Annotated in this window: 15 protein-coding genes and 1 pseudogene; 8 read left to right on the top strand and 8 right to left on the bottom strand. The window is 67.1% G+C overall.

Annotated features, from left to right (window positions below):
- Positions 1 to 14: 14 nt before the first annotated feature.
- From U4Z31_RS16195 to U4Z31_RS16175, 5 genes are all read left to right on the top strand, one after another.
- Complete coding sequence (locus U4Z31_RS16195; protein WP_321810817.1) at positions 15 to 824, top strand: 2-keto-4-pentenoate hydratase; 810 nt, start codon at positions 15 to 17, stop codon at positions 822 to 824.
- Positions 821 to 1,768: an acetaldehyde dehydrogenase (acetylating) gene (locus tag U4Z31_RS16190; protein WP_321810816.1), complete on the top strand. Its 948-nt coding sequence runs from the start codon at positions 821 to 823 to the stop codon at positions 1,766 to 1,768. Before U4Z31_RS16195 ends, U4Z31_RS16190 begins: the two co-directional genes overlap by 4 nt.
- A gap of 11 nt (positions 1,769 to 1,779) precedes the next feature.
- Entirely contained in the window at positions 1,780 to 2,811 is a 1,032-nt protein-coding gene (dmpG, locus tag U4Z31_RS16185) for a 4-hydroxy-2-oxovalerate aldolase (RefSeq protein ID WP_321810815.1), read from the top strand.
- A gap of 78 nt (positions 2,812 to 2,889) precedes the next feature.
- Positions 2,890 to 3,945 (top strand): amidohydrolase family protein, encoded by a 1,056-nt coding sequence (locus tag U4Z31_RS16180; protein ID WP_321810814.1) that lies wholly within the window; start codon positions 2,890 to 2,892, stop codon positions 3,943 to 3,945.
- 120 nt (positions 3,946 to 4,065) lie between these two features.
- Positions 4,066 to 4,791 carry an OmpW/AlkL family protein gene (locus U4Z31_RS16175; RefSeq protein WP_321810813.1) on the top strand — a complete coding sequence of 242 codons (726 nt, stop codon included), beginning with the start codon at positions 4,066 to 4,068 and terminating at the stop codon, positions 4,789 to 4,791.
- A gap of 126 nt (positions 4,792 to 4,917) precedes the next feature.
- On the opposite strand, the gene U4Z31_RS16170 is transcribed toward U4Z31_RS16175, so the two are convergent.
- The 7 genes from U4Z31_RS16170 to U4Z31_RS16140 form a co-directional block, all read right to left on the bottom strand.
- Positions 4,918 to 5,511, bottom strand: a complete 594-nt coding sequence (locus U4Z31_RS16170) for a helix-turn-helix domain-containing protein (RefSeq protein ID WP_321810812.1) — start codon at positions 5,509 to 5,511, stop codon at positions 4,918 to 4,920.
- A gap of 9 nt (positions 5,512 to 5,520) precedes the next feature.
- On the bottom strand, positions 5,521 to 6,222 hold the full coding sequence (locus tag U4Z31_RS16165; protein ID WP_321810811.1) for a PqiC family protein: 702 nt from the start codon (positions 6,220 to 6,222) through the stop codon (positions 5,521 to 5,523).
- On the bottom strand, positions 6,219 to 7,814 hold the full coding sequence (locus U4Z31_RS16160) for an intermembrane transport protein PqiB (RefSeq protein ID WP_321810810.1): 1,596 nt from the start codon (positions 7,812 to 7,814) through the stop codon (positions 6,219 to 6,221). Before U4Z31_RS16160 ends, U4Z31_RS16165 begins: the two co-directional genes overlap by 4 nt.
- Before the next feature lie 39 nt (positions 7,815 to 7,853).
- Positions 7,854 to 9,188, bottom strand: coding sequence for a paraquat-inducible protein A (locus U4Z31_RS16155; RefSeq protein WP_321810809.1), 1,335 nt, complete (start codon positions 9,186 to 9,188; stop codon positions 7,854 to 7,856).
- Between the two features lie 129 nt (positions 9,189 to 9,317).
- Positions 9,318 to 10,784: an efflux transporter outer membrane subunit gene (locus U4Z31_RS16150; protein ID WP_321810808.1), complete on the bottom strand. Its 1,467-nt coding sequence runs from the start codon at positions 10,782 to 10,784 to the stop codon at positions 9,318 to 9,320.
- Complete coding sequence (locus tag U4Z31_RS16145; protein WP_321810807.1) at positions 10,784 to 13,954, bottom strand: efflux RND transporter permease subunit; 3,171 nt, start codon at positions 13,952 to 13,954, stop codon at positions 10,784 to 10,786. Before U4Z31_RS16145 ends, U4Z31_RS16150 begins: the two co-directional genes overlap by 1 nt.
- Positions 13,951 to 15,117 carry an efflux RND transporter periplasmic adaptor subunit gene (locus U4Z31_RS16140; RefSeq protein ID WP_415750286.1) on the bottom strand — a complete coding sequence of 389 codons (1,167 nt, stop codon included), beginning with the start codon at positions 15,115 to 15,117 and terminating at the stop codon, positions 13,951 to 13,953. Before U4Z31_RS16140 ends, U4Z31_RS16145 begins: the two co-directional genes overlap by 4 nt.
- A 342-nt stretch (positions 15,118 to 15,459) precedes the next feature.
- Between U4Z31_RS16140 and U4Z31_RS16135 the strand changes: the two genes are divergently transcribed.
- The 3 genes from U4Z31_RS16135 (at position 15,460) to U4Z31_RS16125 (ending at position 16,969) form a co-directional block, all read left to right on the top strand.
- Complete coding sequence (locus U4Z31_RS16135) at positions 15,460 to 16,224, top strand: TetR/AcrR family transcriptional regulator (protein ID WP_321810805.1); 765 nt, start codon at positions 15,460 to 15,462, stop codon at positions 16,222 to 16,224.
- 89 nt (positions 16,225 to 16,313) lie between these two features.
- Positions 16,314 to 16,610, top strand: coding sequence for a type II toxin-antitoxin system RelE/ParE family toxin (locus U4Z31_RS16130; RefSeq protein ID WP_059449128.1), 297 nt, complete (start codon positions 16,314 to 16,316; stop codon positions 16,608 to 16,610).
- A gap of 2 nt (positions 16,611 to 16,612) precedes the next feature.
- Positions 16,613 to 16,969: an addiction module antidote protein gene (locus U4Z31_RS16125; protein WP_124920616.1), complete on the top strand. Its 357-nt coding sequence runs from the start codon at positions 16,613 to 16,615 to the stop codon at positions 16,967 to 16,969.
- A gap of 115 nt (positions 16,970 to 17,084) precedes the next feature.
- Here U4Z31_RS16125 and U4Z31_RS16120 read toward each other — a convergent pair.
- Positions 17,085 to 17,319 (bottom strand): annotated as a pseudogene (locus U4Z31_RS16120) (hypothetical protein); the annotation flags it as partial.

The following is a 17,319-nucleotide window of genomic DNA, read 5'->3' as shown; positions in this document are numbered from 1 at the left end:
TCAATCCGCCGATCATGTGTCCATTGCCCGATAACTCCCGTATTCATGCCGCCGCCGACGCGCTGCGCGGTGCGCGCGCGACGCGCATCCCGATCGAACCGATTGCCGAGCGGTTCGGCATTGCCGGGGTCGCTGCCGCGTATGCGGTGGCCGAAACGAACACGGCGGCGCGGATCGCCGCCGGCGCGCGCATCGTCGGCAGGAAGATCGGCTTGACGTCGCGCGCGGTGCAGCGGCAACTCGGTGTCGATCAGCCCGACTTCGGCGTGCTGTTCGACGACATGGCGTATCTCGACGGCGACGATGTGCCGATGAATCGTCTGCTGCAACCGAAGATCGAGGCCGAGATCGCATTCGTCGTCGGGCGCGATCTCGACGACGACGCGCCGAGCTATGCCCGCGTACTGTCATCGCTGGCCTATGCGCTGCCGGCGCTCGAGATCGTCGACAGCGCAATCGCCGACTGGCGGATCGCGCTCGAGGACACCGTCGCCGACAACGCGTCGTGCGGCGCATACGTGCTCGGTCATCAGCCCATTGCACTCGGCCGGCTTTCGCTCGGCGAACTGGGAATGACGATGACGCAACAGGATGCAGTGGTATCGACAGGCGTCGGCGCCGCCTGTCTCGGCCATCCGTTGCGCGCGGTTTACTGGCTCGCCTGCACGATCGCGCGTCACGGACAGAGGCTGCGCGAGGGCGACGTGATCCTGTCCGGCGCGCTCGGCCCGATGGTGGCGGTGGCGAGCGGGGACGTCATTCGAGCGCAGATCGGCGCGCTCGGCAGCGTGCATTGCCGCCTGGGCGAAGGAGCGTCGCGATGAGCAGGAAACTCAAGGTCGGTATCGTCGGCAGCGGCAACATCGGCACGGATCTGATGATCAAGATCCTGCGGCACGGCGAACACATCGAGATGGGCGCGATGGTCGGCATCGACGCGGCGTCGGACGGGCTGCGGCGTGCGGCGCGGATGGGTGTCGCCACGACGCACGAAGGCGTCGAAGGGCTTGCGCGGATGCCCGGCTTCGACGACATCGACATCGTGTTCGACGCGACGTCGGCGTCGGCCCACGCGCACAACGATGCGCTCCTGCGTGCGTTCAAGCCCGGCATCCGCATGGTCGACCTGACGCCGGCGGCGATCGGCCCGTACGGCGTACCGGTGGTGAACGGCGAGCGCCATCTGGATGCGCCCAACGTCAACATGGTGACGTGCGGAGGACAGGCGACGATCCCGATGATTGCGGCGGTGTCGCAGGTCGCCAACGTTCACTACGGCGAGATCGTCGCATCGATCTCGAGCAGGAGCGCAGGGCCGGGTACACGCGCCAATATCGACGAATTCACCGAAACGACGGCGCGCGCGATCGAAACGGTCGGTGGCGCCGCGAGAGGCAAGGCCATCATCGTACTCAATCCGGCCGAGCCGCCGCTCATGATGCGCGATACGGTGTACGCCCTCAGCGATTTCGCCGACGAAGCGCGCATCGAAGCCTCCGTCGCGCGAATGGTGAAAGCGGTGCAGTCGTACGTGCCGGGCTATCGCCTGAAACAGCGCGTGCAGTTCGATCGCATCGAATCCGATCGGCCGATCCGCATTCCGGGCGTCGGCGAACGCATGTCGGGCCTCAAGACTTCGATCTTCCTCGAAGTCGAGGGGGCCGCCCACTACCTGCCCGCCTACGCCGGCAACCTCGACATCATGACGAGCGCAGCCATGGCGATGGCCGAACGGGTCGCCGCCCGCATGCTGCGCGACGCAACGTGAGATTCCCGACCATGGACAAGAAGATTTACATCTCCGACGTGACATTGCGCGACGGCAGCCACGCGATTCGCCACCAGTACAGCATCGCGCAGGCGCGGCAAATCGCCATGGCGCTCGACGCTGCGCGGGTCGATTCGATCGAAGTCGCGCATGGCGACGGCCTGCAGGGCGGCAGCTTCAACTACGGTTTCGGCGCACACACGGATATCGAATGGATCGAAGCGGTCGCCGGTGCCGTCACCCACGCGAAGGTCGCCACGCTCCTGCTGCCCGGTATCGGCACCGTGCACGATCTGCGCGCCGCGTACGACGCTGGCGCACGCATCGTGCGGGTCGCCACGCATTGCACGGAAGCCGACATTTCCCGCCAACACATCGAATCCGCGCGTGAGCTCGGCATGGAGGCCGTGGGCTTCCTGATGATGAGTCACATGCACACGCCCGTCGGGCTCGCCGAGCAGGCGAAGCAGATGGAAAGCTATGGCGCGACGTGCTGCTACGTCGTGGATTCCGGCGGCGCGATGAACATGAACGACGTGCGCGATCGCGTCCGCGCGTTCAAGGACGTGCTGAAACCGGAAACGGAGGTGGGCATTCACGCGCATCACAACCTGAGTCTCGGTGTGGCGAACTCGATCGTCGCCGTCGAGGAGGGCTGCGATCGCGTCGACGCGAGCTTGGCGGGGATGGGGGCCGGGGCGGGGAACGCGCCGCTCGAGGTATTCATCGCGGCGGCCGAGCGCCTTGGTTGGCGTCACGGTACGGATCTGTACCGGCTGATGGATGCGGCGGACGAAATCGTTCGGCCGCTGCAGGATCGCCCGGTGCGCGTCGACCGCGAAACGCTCGCGCTCGGTTATGCCGGGGTGTACTCCAGTTTCCTGCGCCATGCCGAACTGGCCGCCCGAAAGTATGGCCTCGGCACGGTCGATATCCTCGTCGAGCTGGGGCGACGCGGCATGGTGGGTGGGCAGGAAGACATGATCGTCGATGTTGCGCTGGATCTGTCGAACGCACGGGCCGCATCCGGGTATGCAACGTAGCGACCGATTCATTTTGCGCGAAGACGCGCCTGAATAATATTTTGTCATCCATATCAATGTTTCGCGCCGGAGCAGATCGTGCACCGAATCGACGTCCATCATCATTTCGTTCCGCCGGCCTATCGCGACGCAATGTCCAGGCATGGCATACAGAAGGTCGCCGGCGCGGCGTTGCCGGAATGGCATGCGCAAGCGTCGCTCGACGTGATGAACGTGAACGGGATTCAGGCGGCACTGCTGTCGATCTCGGCGCCGGGCGTGTATTTCGGCGATGTCGAAGAGGCACGCACGCTCGCACGTCAATGTAACGAATATTCGGCGCAGCTCTGCGATGCGTATCCCGGCCGCTTCGGTTCGTTCGCGGTTCTGCCGATGCCGTTTACCGAACTGGCCTGCGCGGAAGCCGTTCATGCACTCGACGTGCTGAAGGCGGACGGCGTCGTGCTGCTCGGCAGTACGGAAGGAAAGTTTCTCGGCGCGCCGGAATTCGACGAATTGATGGCCGAACTCGATCGCCGGCAGGCCGTCGTGTTCGTGCATCCGAACCTGCATCGGACAAGCGAGGCGCTCGGGCTGGGTGCGCCGGGATTCCTGATCGAATTCCTGTGCGACACGACGCGCGCGGCGGTCAATCTGATGCTGACGGGGACGCTGGCGCGTTACCCGAACATTCGCTGGATTCTCGCGCATGCGGGCGGATTCCTGCCTTACGTCGCGTGGCGTGTGTCGCTGGCCAACCTGATGCCGGAATACCTTGCTGCGGTACCGGCCGGCGTGCTCACGACCATTCGTCGATTCCACTTCGACACGGCATTGTCGCCCGCCACGTATCCGCAGGCCGCATTGCGCGAACTGGTCGAGCCGACGCAGATCCTCTTCGGCAGCGATTTCCCGTTCGCGCCGGCACCGGTCACCGCCATGCAGCGCGACACGCTCGAACGGTCGCCCGTGTGGGATACCGACGCGCGCGCCGGCATCGAGCGCGGCAACGCATTGCGCCTGTTCCCGCGTTTTGCCGGCGGCGCGGAGCGTGTCGCCGGTACGCCCTCGGCCGAGGACGGCCCGCTGGCGTCGCTCAGGCGCGCGGCTGCCGGCGCGGGCGTCCGGTTGATCGACCGGCTCAGAGACCGCTGAATCCCGTTTCGTCCGGAACCCTGGACGCGCATGCCGGGCGGATGACCTCCGTCCGGCGACGACGCATGCCGCCGTTTCCCCGGCGGCGCCATCCTGCACATCACAACAATCGGAGACACCATGAAGCATACGAGCGCGGCAATTCTTCTGTCGATCGCGGCGATGTCGTGCGCCCGCGCACAATCGGCCGGTCAGTGGGTCATGAACGCCGGATGGCTGCACATGGCGCCGCAGGATTCGAGCGAGCCGCTGACGGTCAACGCGCTCGGGCGCTCGGGCACGGTGGCGGGTAGCGGCGCGAGCGTGGCCGATACCGATACGTTCGCGCTGACGGCGACCTATTTCATCACGGATCACGTCGCAGTCGAGACGATCCTGGGCATTCCGCCGAAATTGCATCTGAGCGGCACGGGCTCCCTGTCGTCGCTCGGCGAACTGGGGACGGCTCGCGCATGGAGCCCGGCGATTCTCGCGCAATATCATTTCGGCGAACCGTCGGCCCGGTTTCGGCCATACGTCGGCGCGGGCCTCACCTATGTATGGTTCAGGGACGTACAGCTGAGCAACAAGGTCGCGAGCGGCGCATTCCTGTATTCGCCGACGCTCGGCAATCGCCTGGAGGGCCCCACGTCGGTGGCGCTGAGCCATTCCTTTGCGCCGATCGTCAACGCCGGGCTCACGTACAACATCGATCCGCACTGGTCGGTCGGCGTGTCGGTCGCCTACGTGTGGCTGTCGACGAAAGCCGACCTGAGTACGCGATCCGCGGTCGGAACCGTGACCAGTTCGACGCGGATCAAGATCGATCCGATCACGACTTTCGTGTCGGTCGGGTATCGGTTCTGAACGGGATCAAGCGGCTGGCGCCCATTCGACAGCCAGCCTGTGTGGAAGGCTGGCGTCCGCCATTGTCCGGACAGTCGTTCGGGACGGCCGGATTGATGGACCGGGCGGCCGCCCGAACGGCGCGCATCACGGCGTCTTGCGTCGGCTCGTCGTAACGTGCGCATACGCACCGGCACGCATCAGTGCGACGCCGAGCACTGCCGCGCATTCGGCCGACGATGGCATGCGCTCCGAGGTGTCCGCCGCACCGCTCGCCGCAGCAGGCTCGGCGTGCAGCCTGTCGACGATCTGCCGGATCCCGGCATCGCGCAGCGCGTACAGGTGCACCTCGACCCACAGCGGGAAACATTCCCAGCCGGCGGCGATGTCTGCGGAGCTGGCGGTGCGGGAGCCTCGGTGCTCATGCGCTGCCGGCCGCATTTTCGCCAGTAATTTCGGGCGGTCGCGACGCAGGATTTCGATCAACAGCTCGCGCTTGTGCCCGAAGTTCGCATAGAACGCGCCACGCGTATAGCCAGCGCGTTCGACGATGTGCTCGACGGTCGTATCGGCGAAGCCGTTCGCAATGAAGCATTCGCGAGCGGCGGCGATGAGCCGTTCGCGGGTGTCGAGCCGGCGCTGCATACGGGTGAGGCGGGCGGGTTTCATCCTGGGCTGTCCGTGCAGTGGAAAGGGCTGAAGCGGCGCGATATCGCGCCGCGGGAAATGTCGCGTCGTCACGGCGCAGATTCAATCGTCGAGCGCGTCCGGCGCGCCGCGATCGACAGCGGGGCGTGCGATCGGGCGCCCGAGTGCGCCCGCGCGGCAATCGGCCGGCGGCGCGGCATGCGCGGCCGCCGCGCGAATGCCCGCGGCGATCCCGAGCGCGAGCGCATCGAGCGCGCGACGCTGCGCGTCGACGAGTGCTTCGTAGCCCGTCGACGCACCGGACCGGACGATGCTGCGGCACGTCAGTGCCGGCTGTCCGGACCCGGAACTCACACTCCACGTCGCATCGAGCAGCACGTGCGATGCCGGCCAGGATTCGATTCGCTGGACGTCCACCGCGACCCGGTAGACGGGCGCGCCGTCCGGGTGGGCGACGCGATGAACATCGATCGTGCCGAGCCGGGACGCGACGCGCGTCGACAGTCCGCCGCGCATCTCGTCGCCGAGCGGCGCGGCCCAGCGTTCCTGCTCCAGGATGTCGGTCCGATCGGGGCCGCGTTGCACGACGAGCCGGTTGCCGTCCGCAGGCGCCACGACGTGCACGGCCTGGATGTCGATCAGCCAGGCGGGATGCGATGCGGCGGCCTCGGCACCCGCATCGTCCGCCACCGCGAGGGTATGGAAATGCACCGGCGGCGACGCGCACGCGCTCAGCACCGCGAGTGCGACGCACGTCGCGATGCGCGCCGGCATACGGAGACGACTGAACGAACGCGCTTTCATTGGCGGTCTCCCTTCTTGCCGAACAGCAGCGATTCGGGATGACGTTCCAGATAGTCCGCAAGCGCATTCAACGACTGCAGCGTTTGCGTGAGCGACTGCATCGCCTCATGAACGTCCGACTGCATCGGCGAATTCTGCCCCAACGTCGACTCTGCCGCGCTGAACGTGCGTTGCGCGGCGGCCAGCGTGTCGCGCGCCTGCGGCACGACCTGCTCATCGAGGTGACCGAACAACTGGTTCGCATGCGCAAGCGCGCCGTTCAGATTGTTGCCGATCCGGTCGAACGGCACCTGATCGAGCTTGCGCGCGATGTCGGCGATCTGCACCTGCAGTTCGTCGAGCGTGTTGGGCACGGTCGGCAGTTCCACCGGCGTGCGGCGCGCGTCGACGCTCGCGTGCGGCGCCTTCGGGAACATGTCGAGCGCCACATAGAGCTGACCGGTCAGCAGGCTGCCGGTACGCAACTGCCCGCGCAGCCCCTGGAGCACCAGGTGCTGGAGCAGTTCGTGGCCGCCGGCCGTATCGGGCGCGGGCAGCGCCGTATCGCTGTGTCGGCTCAGTCGCGACGGATACAGCGCCATCGCGACCTTCATGCTGAAGTTGCGCGTGTGTTCGTTGTACTCGATCCCGATGTTCGTGACCTGACCGAGCACGATGCCCCGCAGATCGACCGGCGCGCCGACCGACAGCCCGCGCAGCGACTGGTCGAAGCGCATGACGACCATCAGCGGCGTGCCGTCGGGGTCGCGCATCGCGTCGGCTTCGTCGGGGGCGAGCCGGAACGGCGTGTTGTCGGCTGCCTGCGGCGCGTCCGCTTGTCCGGGCGGCGACTGAAACGCGAGACCGCCGACGATCACGGTCGCCAGCGACTGCGTGTTGAGTTTCAGGCCGCTCGAATCGAGCCGAAGATCCACGCCGCTCGCGTGCCACCAGCGCGTATTGACGCTGACGTACTTGTCGTAGGGCGCTTTCACGAACGCCTGAACGTCGACGCCCGTACCGTCCTTGTCGAGCGAGAATCCCACGACCTGACCGACCTGCACATGCCGGTAGAACACCGGCGAGCCGATGTCGACCGAGCCCAGCGAGTCGCCGTGCAGCAGAAAGCGTCGGCCCTGCTGGTCCGCGGTGACGGCGGGCGGCGTCTCGAGACCGGTGAAATCGGTCTGCTTCTGCGACGAGCGGCCGAGATCCGCGCCGATGAATGCGCCGGAGAGCAGCGTGCCGAGGCCGGAAATGCCGGTGGCACCGACGCGCGGTCGAACGACCCAGAAGCGCGTGTCGCGGTTCGCGAAGCGCGCGGCGTCGTGCGTCAGCTGAATGCCGACGACCACGCGCTTGAAATCAGGGGTGAGCGTGATGGTCTGGACGGAGCCGATATCGACGTCCTTGTAGCGGACCTTGGTCTTGCCGGCTTCGAGGCCCTCGGCGTTGGCGAACGTGACCGTGATCGTCGGACCGTTGGCGGTGACGGTCCGGATCACGAGCGACAGCCCGATCAGCGCGCAAACGAGCGGCACGATCCAGACGAGAGACGGGATCCAGCGGCTGCGCGGCCGGATCTCGGGTGGCGAGAAATCGAAAGAAGACATCGTTTTGGAATTCGAAATAAAGCGGGCGCTTGCGCCGGTTCAAGGTTGGTGATGGGCGGCGGCGGGGCGGGGCGCGCCGTCCCAGATGAGCCGAGGATCGAACTGCATCGACGCGCACATGGTCAGCACGACCACGGCGCCGAACGCGAGCGCGCCGGGGCCGGGCGTGATGTCGGCGAGCGAGCCGAAATGCACGAGCGCGATCGTGAGCGCCACGACGAATACGTCGAGCATCGACCAGCGGCCCACGCGCTCGACCAGCCGATGCAGCCGGGCTCGTTCGAGCGGCCGCCATTGCACGCCGCGATGGGCGGCGATCGCCTGGAATGCGAGGGCCGCAAGTTTGAGCATCGGCACGAGCACACTCGCGATGAACACGATGACGGCGAGCGCCCAGTCGCCGGACGTCCAGAAGTACGCGACACCGCCGAGGATCGTGTCGTCCTCGGCCCGGCCGAGCGAGGTCGCGTGCATGACGGGCAACAGGTTCGCCGGGATATAGAGCAACGCAGCGGCAGCGACGAGCGCGCCCGTGCGCGCGATGCTGTGCGGACGGCGCGCGTGCAGCGGCGATCCGCAGCGCGTGCAGCGCTCGCCGCATGTGTGTGCCGGCTGCACGCGCGCGCAGAGGTGACAGGCGATCCATCCCGCGGCGCGGGCCGTCATGCCCGCCGATCCGCTGCTTTCCGCGGCCCGGGGCGCCGCATGTCGCGTCGTGTCGGGGCGGGGCGGTTTCGCACGGTCGGCATCGCCTGGCCGCAGTGCGACGAGTTCGTCGTGCGCTTCCCACAATCGGGCCGGTTCGATCGTCGACAGCACGCAGAGCATCACGGTAAGCCCGGCGAACGCGAATAGCGCGGGCCCGGCAAGCACGTGTGCGAGGCTCGTCAGTTTGACGATCGTGATGAGCACGCCGAGCATCAGCACCTCGACCATGCTCCACGGCCGCAATCGGTGAATGCCGCGCAGCACTTGCGCGAAGTGGCGCGGTACGCGGCCCGCGCGCAACGGCACGAGCAGGTACATCCATGCGGCCAGCTCCAGTATCGGAAACAGCATCGTCGTGCAGAACACGAGCGCGGCCACCAGCGGCTGACCGTTCGACCATAGCGCGCGAACCGCGTCACCGAGCGTCGCATGCGACGCGATGCCGGCCGCATCGAGCGCGACGATCGGAAAGGCCTGCGCGACGCAACACGTCACCAGCGCGGCGACCGTCAATGCGCACAGCCGGTCGAGCGAGCGGCGGCCGTGCGCCGCACCGCTCACGCGAGCATGGCATCTCGGGCAGTGCGCCGTCAGCGCGCGCAGGCGCGGCGGACGCTGAATCAGCAGGTCGCATTCGTGGCAGGCGACCAGGTTGTCGGATTTCATCGGGAATCAACCATGCGGGTAATGAAGGCGCGGCGCCGCGCGATGCACGGTACGCCGGGCATCGGGCTTCGAGATTGCGGACCGGTGCGGCCCGAAGGCGCGCAGCCGGTCCATCGACGCAAGCAGCGGCTATTGCCGGGCCGCGACCGTCGTGCCGGTGGCGGGCGGCAGTTCGCCCATTGCCTGCAGCAGCGCCGCCGTATCGGTCATCCGGCGGCTCGCGGCACGCACCGCATCGAGTTCCGCGTTCAGATAGAGCTGTTCGCTCGACCGTTGCGCGGACATCGGAACGGCACCCAATGTGCGGCGTTGCGCCGTTTCATGGAAAGCCTCGCCTGCCGCGCGCGCCGCGAGTTCGTTCGCGGCCAGTCCTTGCGCGTCGTTGTCCAGCGCGGCGAGCGAATCGGCGACATCGCCGAATGCGGACAGCACCGCCGCCTTGTACTGCAGCACCGCGGCGTCGTACGCATCGCGCGACGCCCGCCGGTGAGCCAGCAGCGCACCGCCGTGGAAGATCGGCTGCGACAGCCCGGCGCCGACGGCCCACAGCCCGCCCGCGCCCGACAACAGCGCTGGCCAGCTGAAGCCGCCGCGCCCCATCGTCGCGGTGAGCGACAGGCTCGGGAACAACTGGGCGGTCGCCTCGCCGACGTCCGCCGATGCCGCTTTCACGGTTGCCGCGGCCGCGCGGATGTCCGGCCGTGCCTTCAGCAGGTCGGACGGCACGACCACGGGCACGTGTTCCGGCAGCGACAGTCCGGTGAAGGAGGGGACCGGCGGTGGCGCGTCGGGCGTGCGGCCCAGCAGGATCGCGAGCGCGTGAACCGCGCTCGCACGCTGCTGGCGCAGCGGCGGCAGCGTCGCGGCGAGCGACGCCGCGCCCTGCGTCGACGCCAGCGACTGCACGTGGGACACCGCGCCGAGCGCGTAACGCTGCTGGTCTTCGAGCGCGGATGCCTCGGCAACGGCGACCAGGCGCTCCGTCAGCAGGATCTGGCGGTCGAGCGTCGCGGCGCGGATGGCGGTGCCGACGATGTTGGCCGCCAGCGCACGCCTTGCCGCTTCGAGCTCGCAACCGCGCACGTCGACGCGCGCGGCGCTCGCCTCGTTCGCATATCGCGTGGCACCGAACAGGTCGAAGGTGTAATGCGCCTGCAGTTGTCCGACGAAGACGTTGTAGCGCAGGCTTTGCGCGCCCGCGCCGGAGATGTCCGGTGTGCGCGTGCGGGCCACCTGCGCGTTCGCGTCGATCGACGGCAGCGTCGACGCGCCGATCTGCGCGCGCAGCTCCTCCTGCGCGGCGGCGAGCGTCTTTTCCGCCGCGGCCAGCGTCGGGTTCGCGCGCAGGCCTTCGTCGACCAGCGCGTCGAGCGCGCTGGACCGATACAGGCGCCACCATTGCGGGACGGGCGCGGCGCCGACGTCGAATTGCTGCGCGACGCCTGCCGCTTCGGCGGTGCGCGGCGCCTGAGGCGTCGCGCCGTAGTGCGCCGGCGACGGCATCGCGGGCGGCGTGCTGCTCGGGGCCATTGCACAGCCGCTCAGGCAGAGCGCCGCGCTCGCGGCGAGCACCGATGTGGTAAGGGGAAATTTCATCAGCATGTCTCCGAGGACGCGACGTCCATCGCGCGCGACTCGCGTTCGTCGCTGCGCACCTTGAAGCAGGTCGCGTAGAGGGCCGGCAGGAAGAAGATGGTCAGCACCGTCGCGATCGTGATGCCGCCCATCAGCGCGGTGGCCATCGGGCCGAAGAAGCCGGAACGCAACAGCGGAATCAGCGCGAGCACGGCGGCCGCGGCGGTCAGCATGATCGGCCGGAAGCGGCGCACGGTCGCGCCCACGATCGCGGTGAAGCGTGGCTGCCCGGCCGCGATGTCCTGGTCGATCTGATCGACCAGGATCACCGAGTTGCGCATGATGATCCCGAACATCGCGATCACGCCGAGCAGCGCGACGAAGCCGAACGGCTTGCCGAACAGCAGCAGCGCCGCGACCACGCCGATCAGGCCGAGCGGCGCCGTCAGCACGACGATGAAGGTGCGCGAGAAGCGCTTGAGCTGGATCATCAGCAGCGTCACCACCGCGATGACCATGAGCGGCATCTGCGCGTTGATCGACGTCTGGCCCTTCATGCTCTCCTCGGCTGCACCGCCGACCTCGATCCGGTAACCGGTCGGCAGCGTGGCGCGCAGCGTCGCCAGGGTGCCGTCGATGGCGCGCGTCACGCCGATGCTCGGCGCTTCGCCACGAACGTCGGCCTGCACCGTGACGGTCGGCTGGCGGTCGCGTTCCCAGATCACGCCGTATTCGAGCGTGTCGCGCACGTGGCCGATCGTGCCGAGCGGCACCGGGCCGTGCGGCGTCGGGATCGCCAGGCCGGCGAGCTGCGAAGGGTCGATCCGTTCGCGCTTCGGCGCGCGCAGGTCGACGTCGATCAGCTTGTCGCGTTCGCGATACTGCGTGACCGTATAGCCGGACAGCGTCATCGCGAGGAAACTCGACACGTCTTCCGACGTCACGCCGAGCTGGCGTGCCTTCAGTTGATCGATTTCGAACGACACCGATCGCTCCGCCGGCTCGTCCCAGTCGAACTGCACGTTGCGCGTGCGGGCATCGGCGCGCATCTTGTCCGCCACTTTTTCGGCAATGCCGCGAACGGTTGCGATGTCGTCGCCGCTCACGCGGAACTTGATCGGAAAGCCGACGGGCGGCCCGTTCTCGAGGCGCGCGACGCGCGTGCGCACGGTCGGGAAGCGGCTTGCCAGCGTCGACTCGAGCCAATGCGACAGGCGGTCGCGCGATTCGACGTCCTTGGCCGTGATCACGAACTGCGCGAAGTTCGGCTGCTGGAGCTGCTGGTCGAGCGGCAGGTAGAAGCGCGGCGCACCGGTGCCGACGAAATCGACCACGTGATCGATTTCAGACCGACCGTCGAGCACCTTCTCGAGCCGCGTGGCCTCACGCAGTGTCGCGTCGAACGAAGCGCCTTCCGGCAGGCGTAGGTCGACCAGCAGTTCGGGGCGCTCCGAGTTCGGGAAAAATTGCTGTGGCACGCGCGTGAATGCCGCCATCGCGATCGCGAAAAGCACGGCCGTTACGCCCAGCACCACCCAGCGGCGCTCGATGCACGCCGAGATCCATCCGGACAGCCGCCGGTAAAAGCCCGTTTCATAAACGTCCTGCCCATGTGCATGAGCGTCGTGACGCTGCTGCTCGGGCAGCATGTGGTAGCCCAGCAGCGGCACCAGCACGACGGCCGCGAACCACGACACGATCAGCGAGATCGCGGACACCTCGAAGATCGACCGCGTGTATTCGCCGGTGCTCGATTTCGCGAGCGCGATCGGCAGGAAGCCCGATACCGTGACGAGCGTGCCGGTCAGCATCGGGAACGCCGTGCTCGTGTAGGCGAAGGCCGCCGCGCGCGCGCGGCTCCAACCCTGCTCGAGCTTCACCGCCATCATTTCGACGGCGATGATCGCATCGTCCACCAGCAGCCCCAGCGCGAGCACGAGCGTGCCGAGCGACACCTTGTCGAGGCCGATGCCGAACACGTGCATGCACAGTGCCGTCACGGCGAGCACGATCGGAATCGTGATGACGACGACCATGCCGGTGCGCAGGCCCAGCGACACGAGGCTGACGACGAGCACGATCGCGACGGCTTCGCCGACCGCTTCGACGAAATCGTCCACCGAGTGCTTGACGGCATGCGGCATGCTCGACACCGCGGCCAGCTTCAGTCCGGCCGGCAAGCCGGCCCGGAGCTCGGCTGCCTTCGCGTCGAGCGCCTTGCCGAGGTCGATCACGTCACCGCCTTTTTGCATCGTGACGCCGATGCCGAGCACCGCGTGACCGTTCGTACGCATCTGCGTGACGGGCGGATCGTCGTAGCCGCGCGTGACCTTCGCGACGTCGCCGAGCCGGAACGTCCGGCCGTTCACCGTGATCAGCATGTCGGCGAGCGCCTGCGTGTCCTTGAACGCGCCGCTCGGCCGCACGAACACGCGGTCGTCCGATGTCGTGATCGTGCCGACCGGTGCGACGGCGTTTTGCGCGTCGATGGCCTGCGCGAGCTGCTGCGGCGTGATCGCGAGCCGCGTCAGTTGCGCGTTCGAGATCTCGACGAATACGTGCTGGGCGGGGTCGCCAAAGTAGTCGACCTTCGCGACACCCGGCACGCGCAACAGCACGGTGCGCAGCTTGTCCGCGTAATCGTGCAGTTGCGCGGGCGAGTAGCCGTCGCCTTCGAGCGCATAGATGTTGGTATAGACGTCGCCGAATTCGTCGTTGAAGAACGGGCCGACAGTGCCCTTCGGCAGCGTCGCCCGGATATCGCCGACCTTCTTGCGCACCTGATACCAGGTTTCCGGCACCTGGTCGACCGGCGCCGAATCCTTCATCGCAAAGAAGATCATCGACTCGCCGGGGCGCGAATAGCTCTTGATGTTGTCGACGTAAGGCGCGGCCTGGAGCTGGCGGCCGATCCGGTCCGTGACCTGTTCCTGCACTTCGCGCGCGGTGGCGCCCGGCCAATAGGTCTGGATCACCATGGTGCGGAACGTGAACGGCGGATCCTCCGATTGCGCGAGGCGCGTATAGCCGATCATGCCGAAGATCGTCGCGAGGCCGATCAGGAAGATCACCAGTTGCTGATGCTTCAGCGCCCATGCCGACAGATTGAAACCGCCGTCGTCGCGCGACGCGGCACCGCTTTGTGCGCCGAGCGCACCGTCCGTCGAGGACCGGTGTTCTGGACCGTTCATGATGCGAAGTCCTCCGCATGCAGCGGCGGCACCACGCGCACGTGCTGGCCGGTACTCACCGTATGGACGCCTTGCATCACGACACGCTCGTTTTCCGCGAGGCCGGACGTGACCGTGACCGTACGCTCGTCGTAGCGTCCGACCGTCACCGGGCGCAGTTCCAGCGTGTCGCTGCCTTTGCGAATGACCCAGACCGCCGGCGCTTCGCCGCGATGGAAGAGTGCGGTGGCCGGCAGCGTGATCGCGTGGTCCGCGGTGGTGTCGGCGGCGCCGTCGAACGAGATGCTGGCGGTCATCCCGGAGCGGACGTCCGGCCCCGGCGCGACCAGCGTCAGCTTCACGCGCCAGGTGCGGCTTTGCGGATCAGCGGCCGCCGCGACTTCGCGCACGCGTGCGTCGAGCACCTTGCCCGGCAGTGCCGTCAGGCTGACGTGCGCGGTGCGGCCGACCGCGAGATCGCGCAGGTCGCGCTCCGCGACGTCGCAGACGATGTCGAGGTCGCCGCTCCAGTCCAGATGAAACACCGCCTGGCCGGGCTCGACGTTCTGCCCGGTATCGGCATCCTCCGACGTGATGACGCCGTCGTGATCCGCGACCAGCGTCGCATAGCGCAGGTGATCGCCCGCGAGCGCCATTTGCGCGAGCGCGGAATCGCGTTGCGCGACCGCCGATGCATACGCGTCCTGCGTTGTCTCGAGCTGCGCGGGCGCGATCAGGTTGGCCTGAGCCTGCGCGCGGTCGCGATCCAGTTGCTGCTTCGCATAGGCGACGCGATGCTCGGCGGCATCGAGCTGCGCGCGCGCGTTCAGCAACGTGTTGTGCAGATCGGCCGGATCGAGCATCGCGAGGGCCTGGCCGGCCTTGACGGTGTCGCCGATTCGCACGCGCCGCTCGACGATCTTGCCGCCGACCCGGAACGACAGCGGCGTCGAATATCGCGCCTGAACCTGCGCGGGCAGCACGCGCTGCACTACGCCGTCGTCCGCATGAACCGGCAGCGCGACCACTGGTTGCAGTTCGGGCGCCGGGGCCTCGTGCGAGTGGCAAGCCGCGAGAAGAATCGCACAGCAGGCGAATGCGATCGGGGCGCGCCGAAGCGGTGGCGCGATGCGTGTCAGAAGCGGGCGCGTTGGGGTCCGCGCGTCAAGTCCGGGTGATTTCACGATGTTTCCAAGACAAGTGAGGGTCAAACTAAAAATGGTTCGGCGACCACGGCGGGTCACCCCGGTTTATGCAGGCGCGCGAGGGCGTCTCCGCCGACGGTGCGCATGACGATCAATCAGTAGTCCGACGTTCGAGGTGCACATCGTTCCGATTGCCGACATGACACGGCTTGCGCGCGACGATGGCCGCCGAGTGTGCCGACGGGGCCGCCTGCGCGTCACCGACGCTCGCTGACGTGGGTCCGGAACAGTGTCCGGACAGGAACCGGTTCTGCTGTTTTCGAGATTAGACTCATAACTGATAATGTTGTCAAGTATGAGTGAGTCATCTAGAATTGCGTCATGCAGAAAATTCTTATGGAAAGGGAAGGTGCGCTCGTGGACGACAAGCCGGTCCGGCCGCGTCGCCCGAATGCGTCAGTGGCCGAAGCGGGACAGCGTCAACCGCGCGGCGCCCGGCGCAAGGAGGCGACACGTATGCGCTTGCTGCGGGCGGCGTTCGGCCTGATGGCGGAAAAGGGCAGGGACAACGTCGCGATCAGCGAGATCACCGAGGCGGCGGATGTGGGGTTCGGCTCGTTTTACTACCACTTCGAATCGAAGGACGGCATCTTCGCCGCGCTGACCGAGTGGGTGTTCGACGATTTCGCGGACGGGCTTGAGCGTCTTGCGAGCGGTTTGTCGGATCCGGCCGAGGTCGTGTCGGTTTGCGTGCGTCACACGCTGATGCGCGCGCGCCGCGAGCGGCTCTGGGGGCGGTTCCTGATGCGGGAGGGCTTTTCCGCGCGTGCGCTCGACCACGGGCTGGGCCGGCACTTGCGGCGGGACAGCGAGCGCGGAATCGCGGCACGCCGCTTCGTCGTCGGCGATCCGTTCATGAGCGTGCTCGCGATGACGGGGACGATCCTGGCGGCGATCGCGGCGGAGTGCTACGCGGCCGACACGGCTGAGGGCGAAGCGAGGAAGCCGGCGGGAGACGAAGGCCGGCTTCCCGAGCGGGCCGCGGCGATGGTATTGCAGACGCTCGGCCTGACGCGCGCCGAAGCAAAGGACGTGGCGAATCGACCATTGCCGCCCGGCGACTTCTCCGCTGAGGAGAGTAGTTGACGGTTGGTGGGTGCCGACGCGGGGGCCGGCCGATCCAGTTGGGCGACGAGGCAGTGGCTATGGTGTCCCCTATGGGTTACAATTCATTCATGTTCAAAGTCCTGACCACCCCCCAATTTGATAGCTGGCTCGATGGGCTTCGCGATCCGGTCGGCAGCGCGGCAATCAGTCTGCGCATCGAGCGCGCGAAGCTCGGCAACCTTGGCCAGTGGCGCGCAGTCGGTGACGGTGTCAACGAAATGAAGATCGACGTAGGGCCGGGATACCGGGCCTACTTCGTGCGGCGCGGAAAAATCATCGTCGTGGTGTTGTGCGGCGGGGACAAGTCGACGCAAAAAAAAGACATCAAGACGGCGAAGCAAATCGCCGGTGAACTGGAGGATTGAAGATGAAAATCAGCGAACTGGCCGAATTCGACGGCTCGAAGTACCTGAAGGACGAGGAAACGATTCGTCACTACCTGGCGCAAGCGTTCGAAGATGGCGATCCGCGCCTGATCCAGGCCGCGCTCGGGAACGTCGCGAAAGCGCGCGGCATGACCGCGCTGGCGCGCGAGTCCGGCGTAAAGCGCGAAGCACTCTATCGTGCGCTGTCGGAAGGTGGGAACGCGGAGTTTGCAACGATCATGAAGGTTGTCGGCGCGTTGGGATTGCATCTGACCGTTGCGCCGGCACAGTCGGCGGCCGAAGCGACGCCGGAGCCAGCTCCGACACGAACGCGCGCCCGCACTGCGGCGCATGCGTAGCGTCACCGGGGCCGACCGCGAATGTCGCGCCGGTCCACCGTGGTCTATGCAGCCGGCTGGGCCGGCGGAATGGCGTATGGATCGAAGCTCACGACTTCTTCGTCGAGCCAGTCGTTCAATCACCGCGCGAGGGCGGCGGCGAATGGGCCGTCGTGCTTCGCGCGCGAATCGCGTCGACGACGTTCCTGCCACGCACGTAGTGCACGAGGTTGCGCTGGCTCGAAAGGTAATGCGACGCGTGCACGCCGAGCCAAGCGAGCATTTCGTCGGGCGTCAGTTTTTGCCGATTCGGGGCATCGGTTTGGTCAGTCCTCGTAGTTGACATAACGTGAATTATCGATATGACTGGT

This window comes from Burkholderia sp. BCC1985 (assembly GCF_905339915.1).
In the GTDB taxonomy this organism is placed as follows: Bacteria; Pseudomonadota; Gammaproteobacteria; order Burkholderiales; family Burkholderiaceae; genus Burkholderia.
Note: the sequence above shows the minus strand (reverse complement) of the source record. Positions and strands in the feature narration are given on the sequence as shown.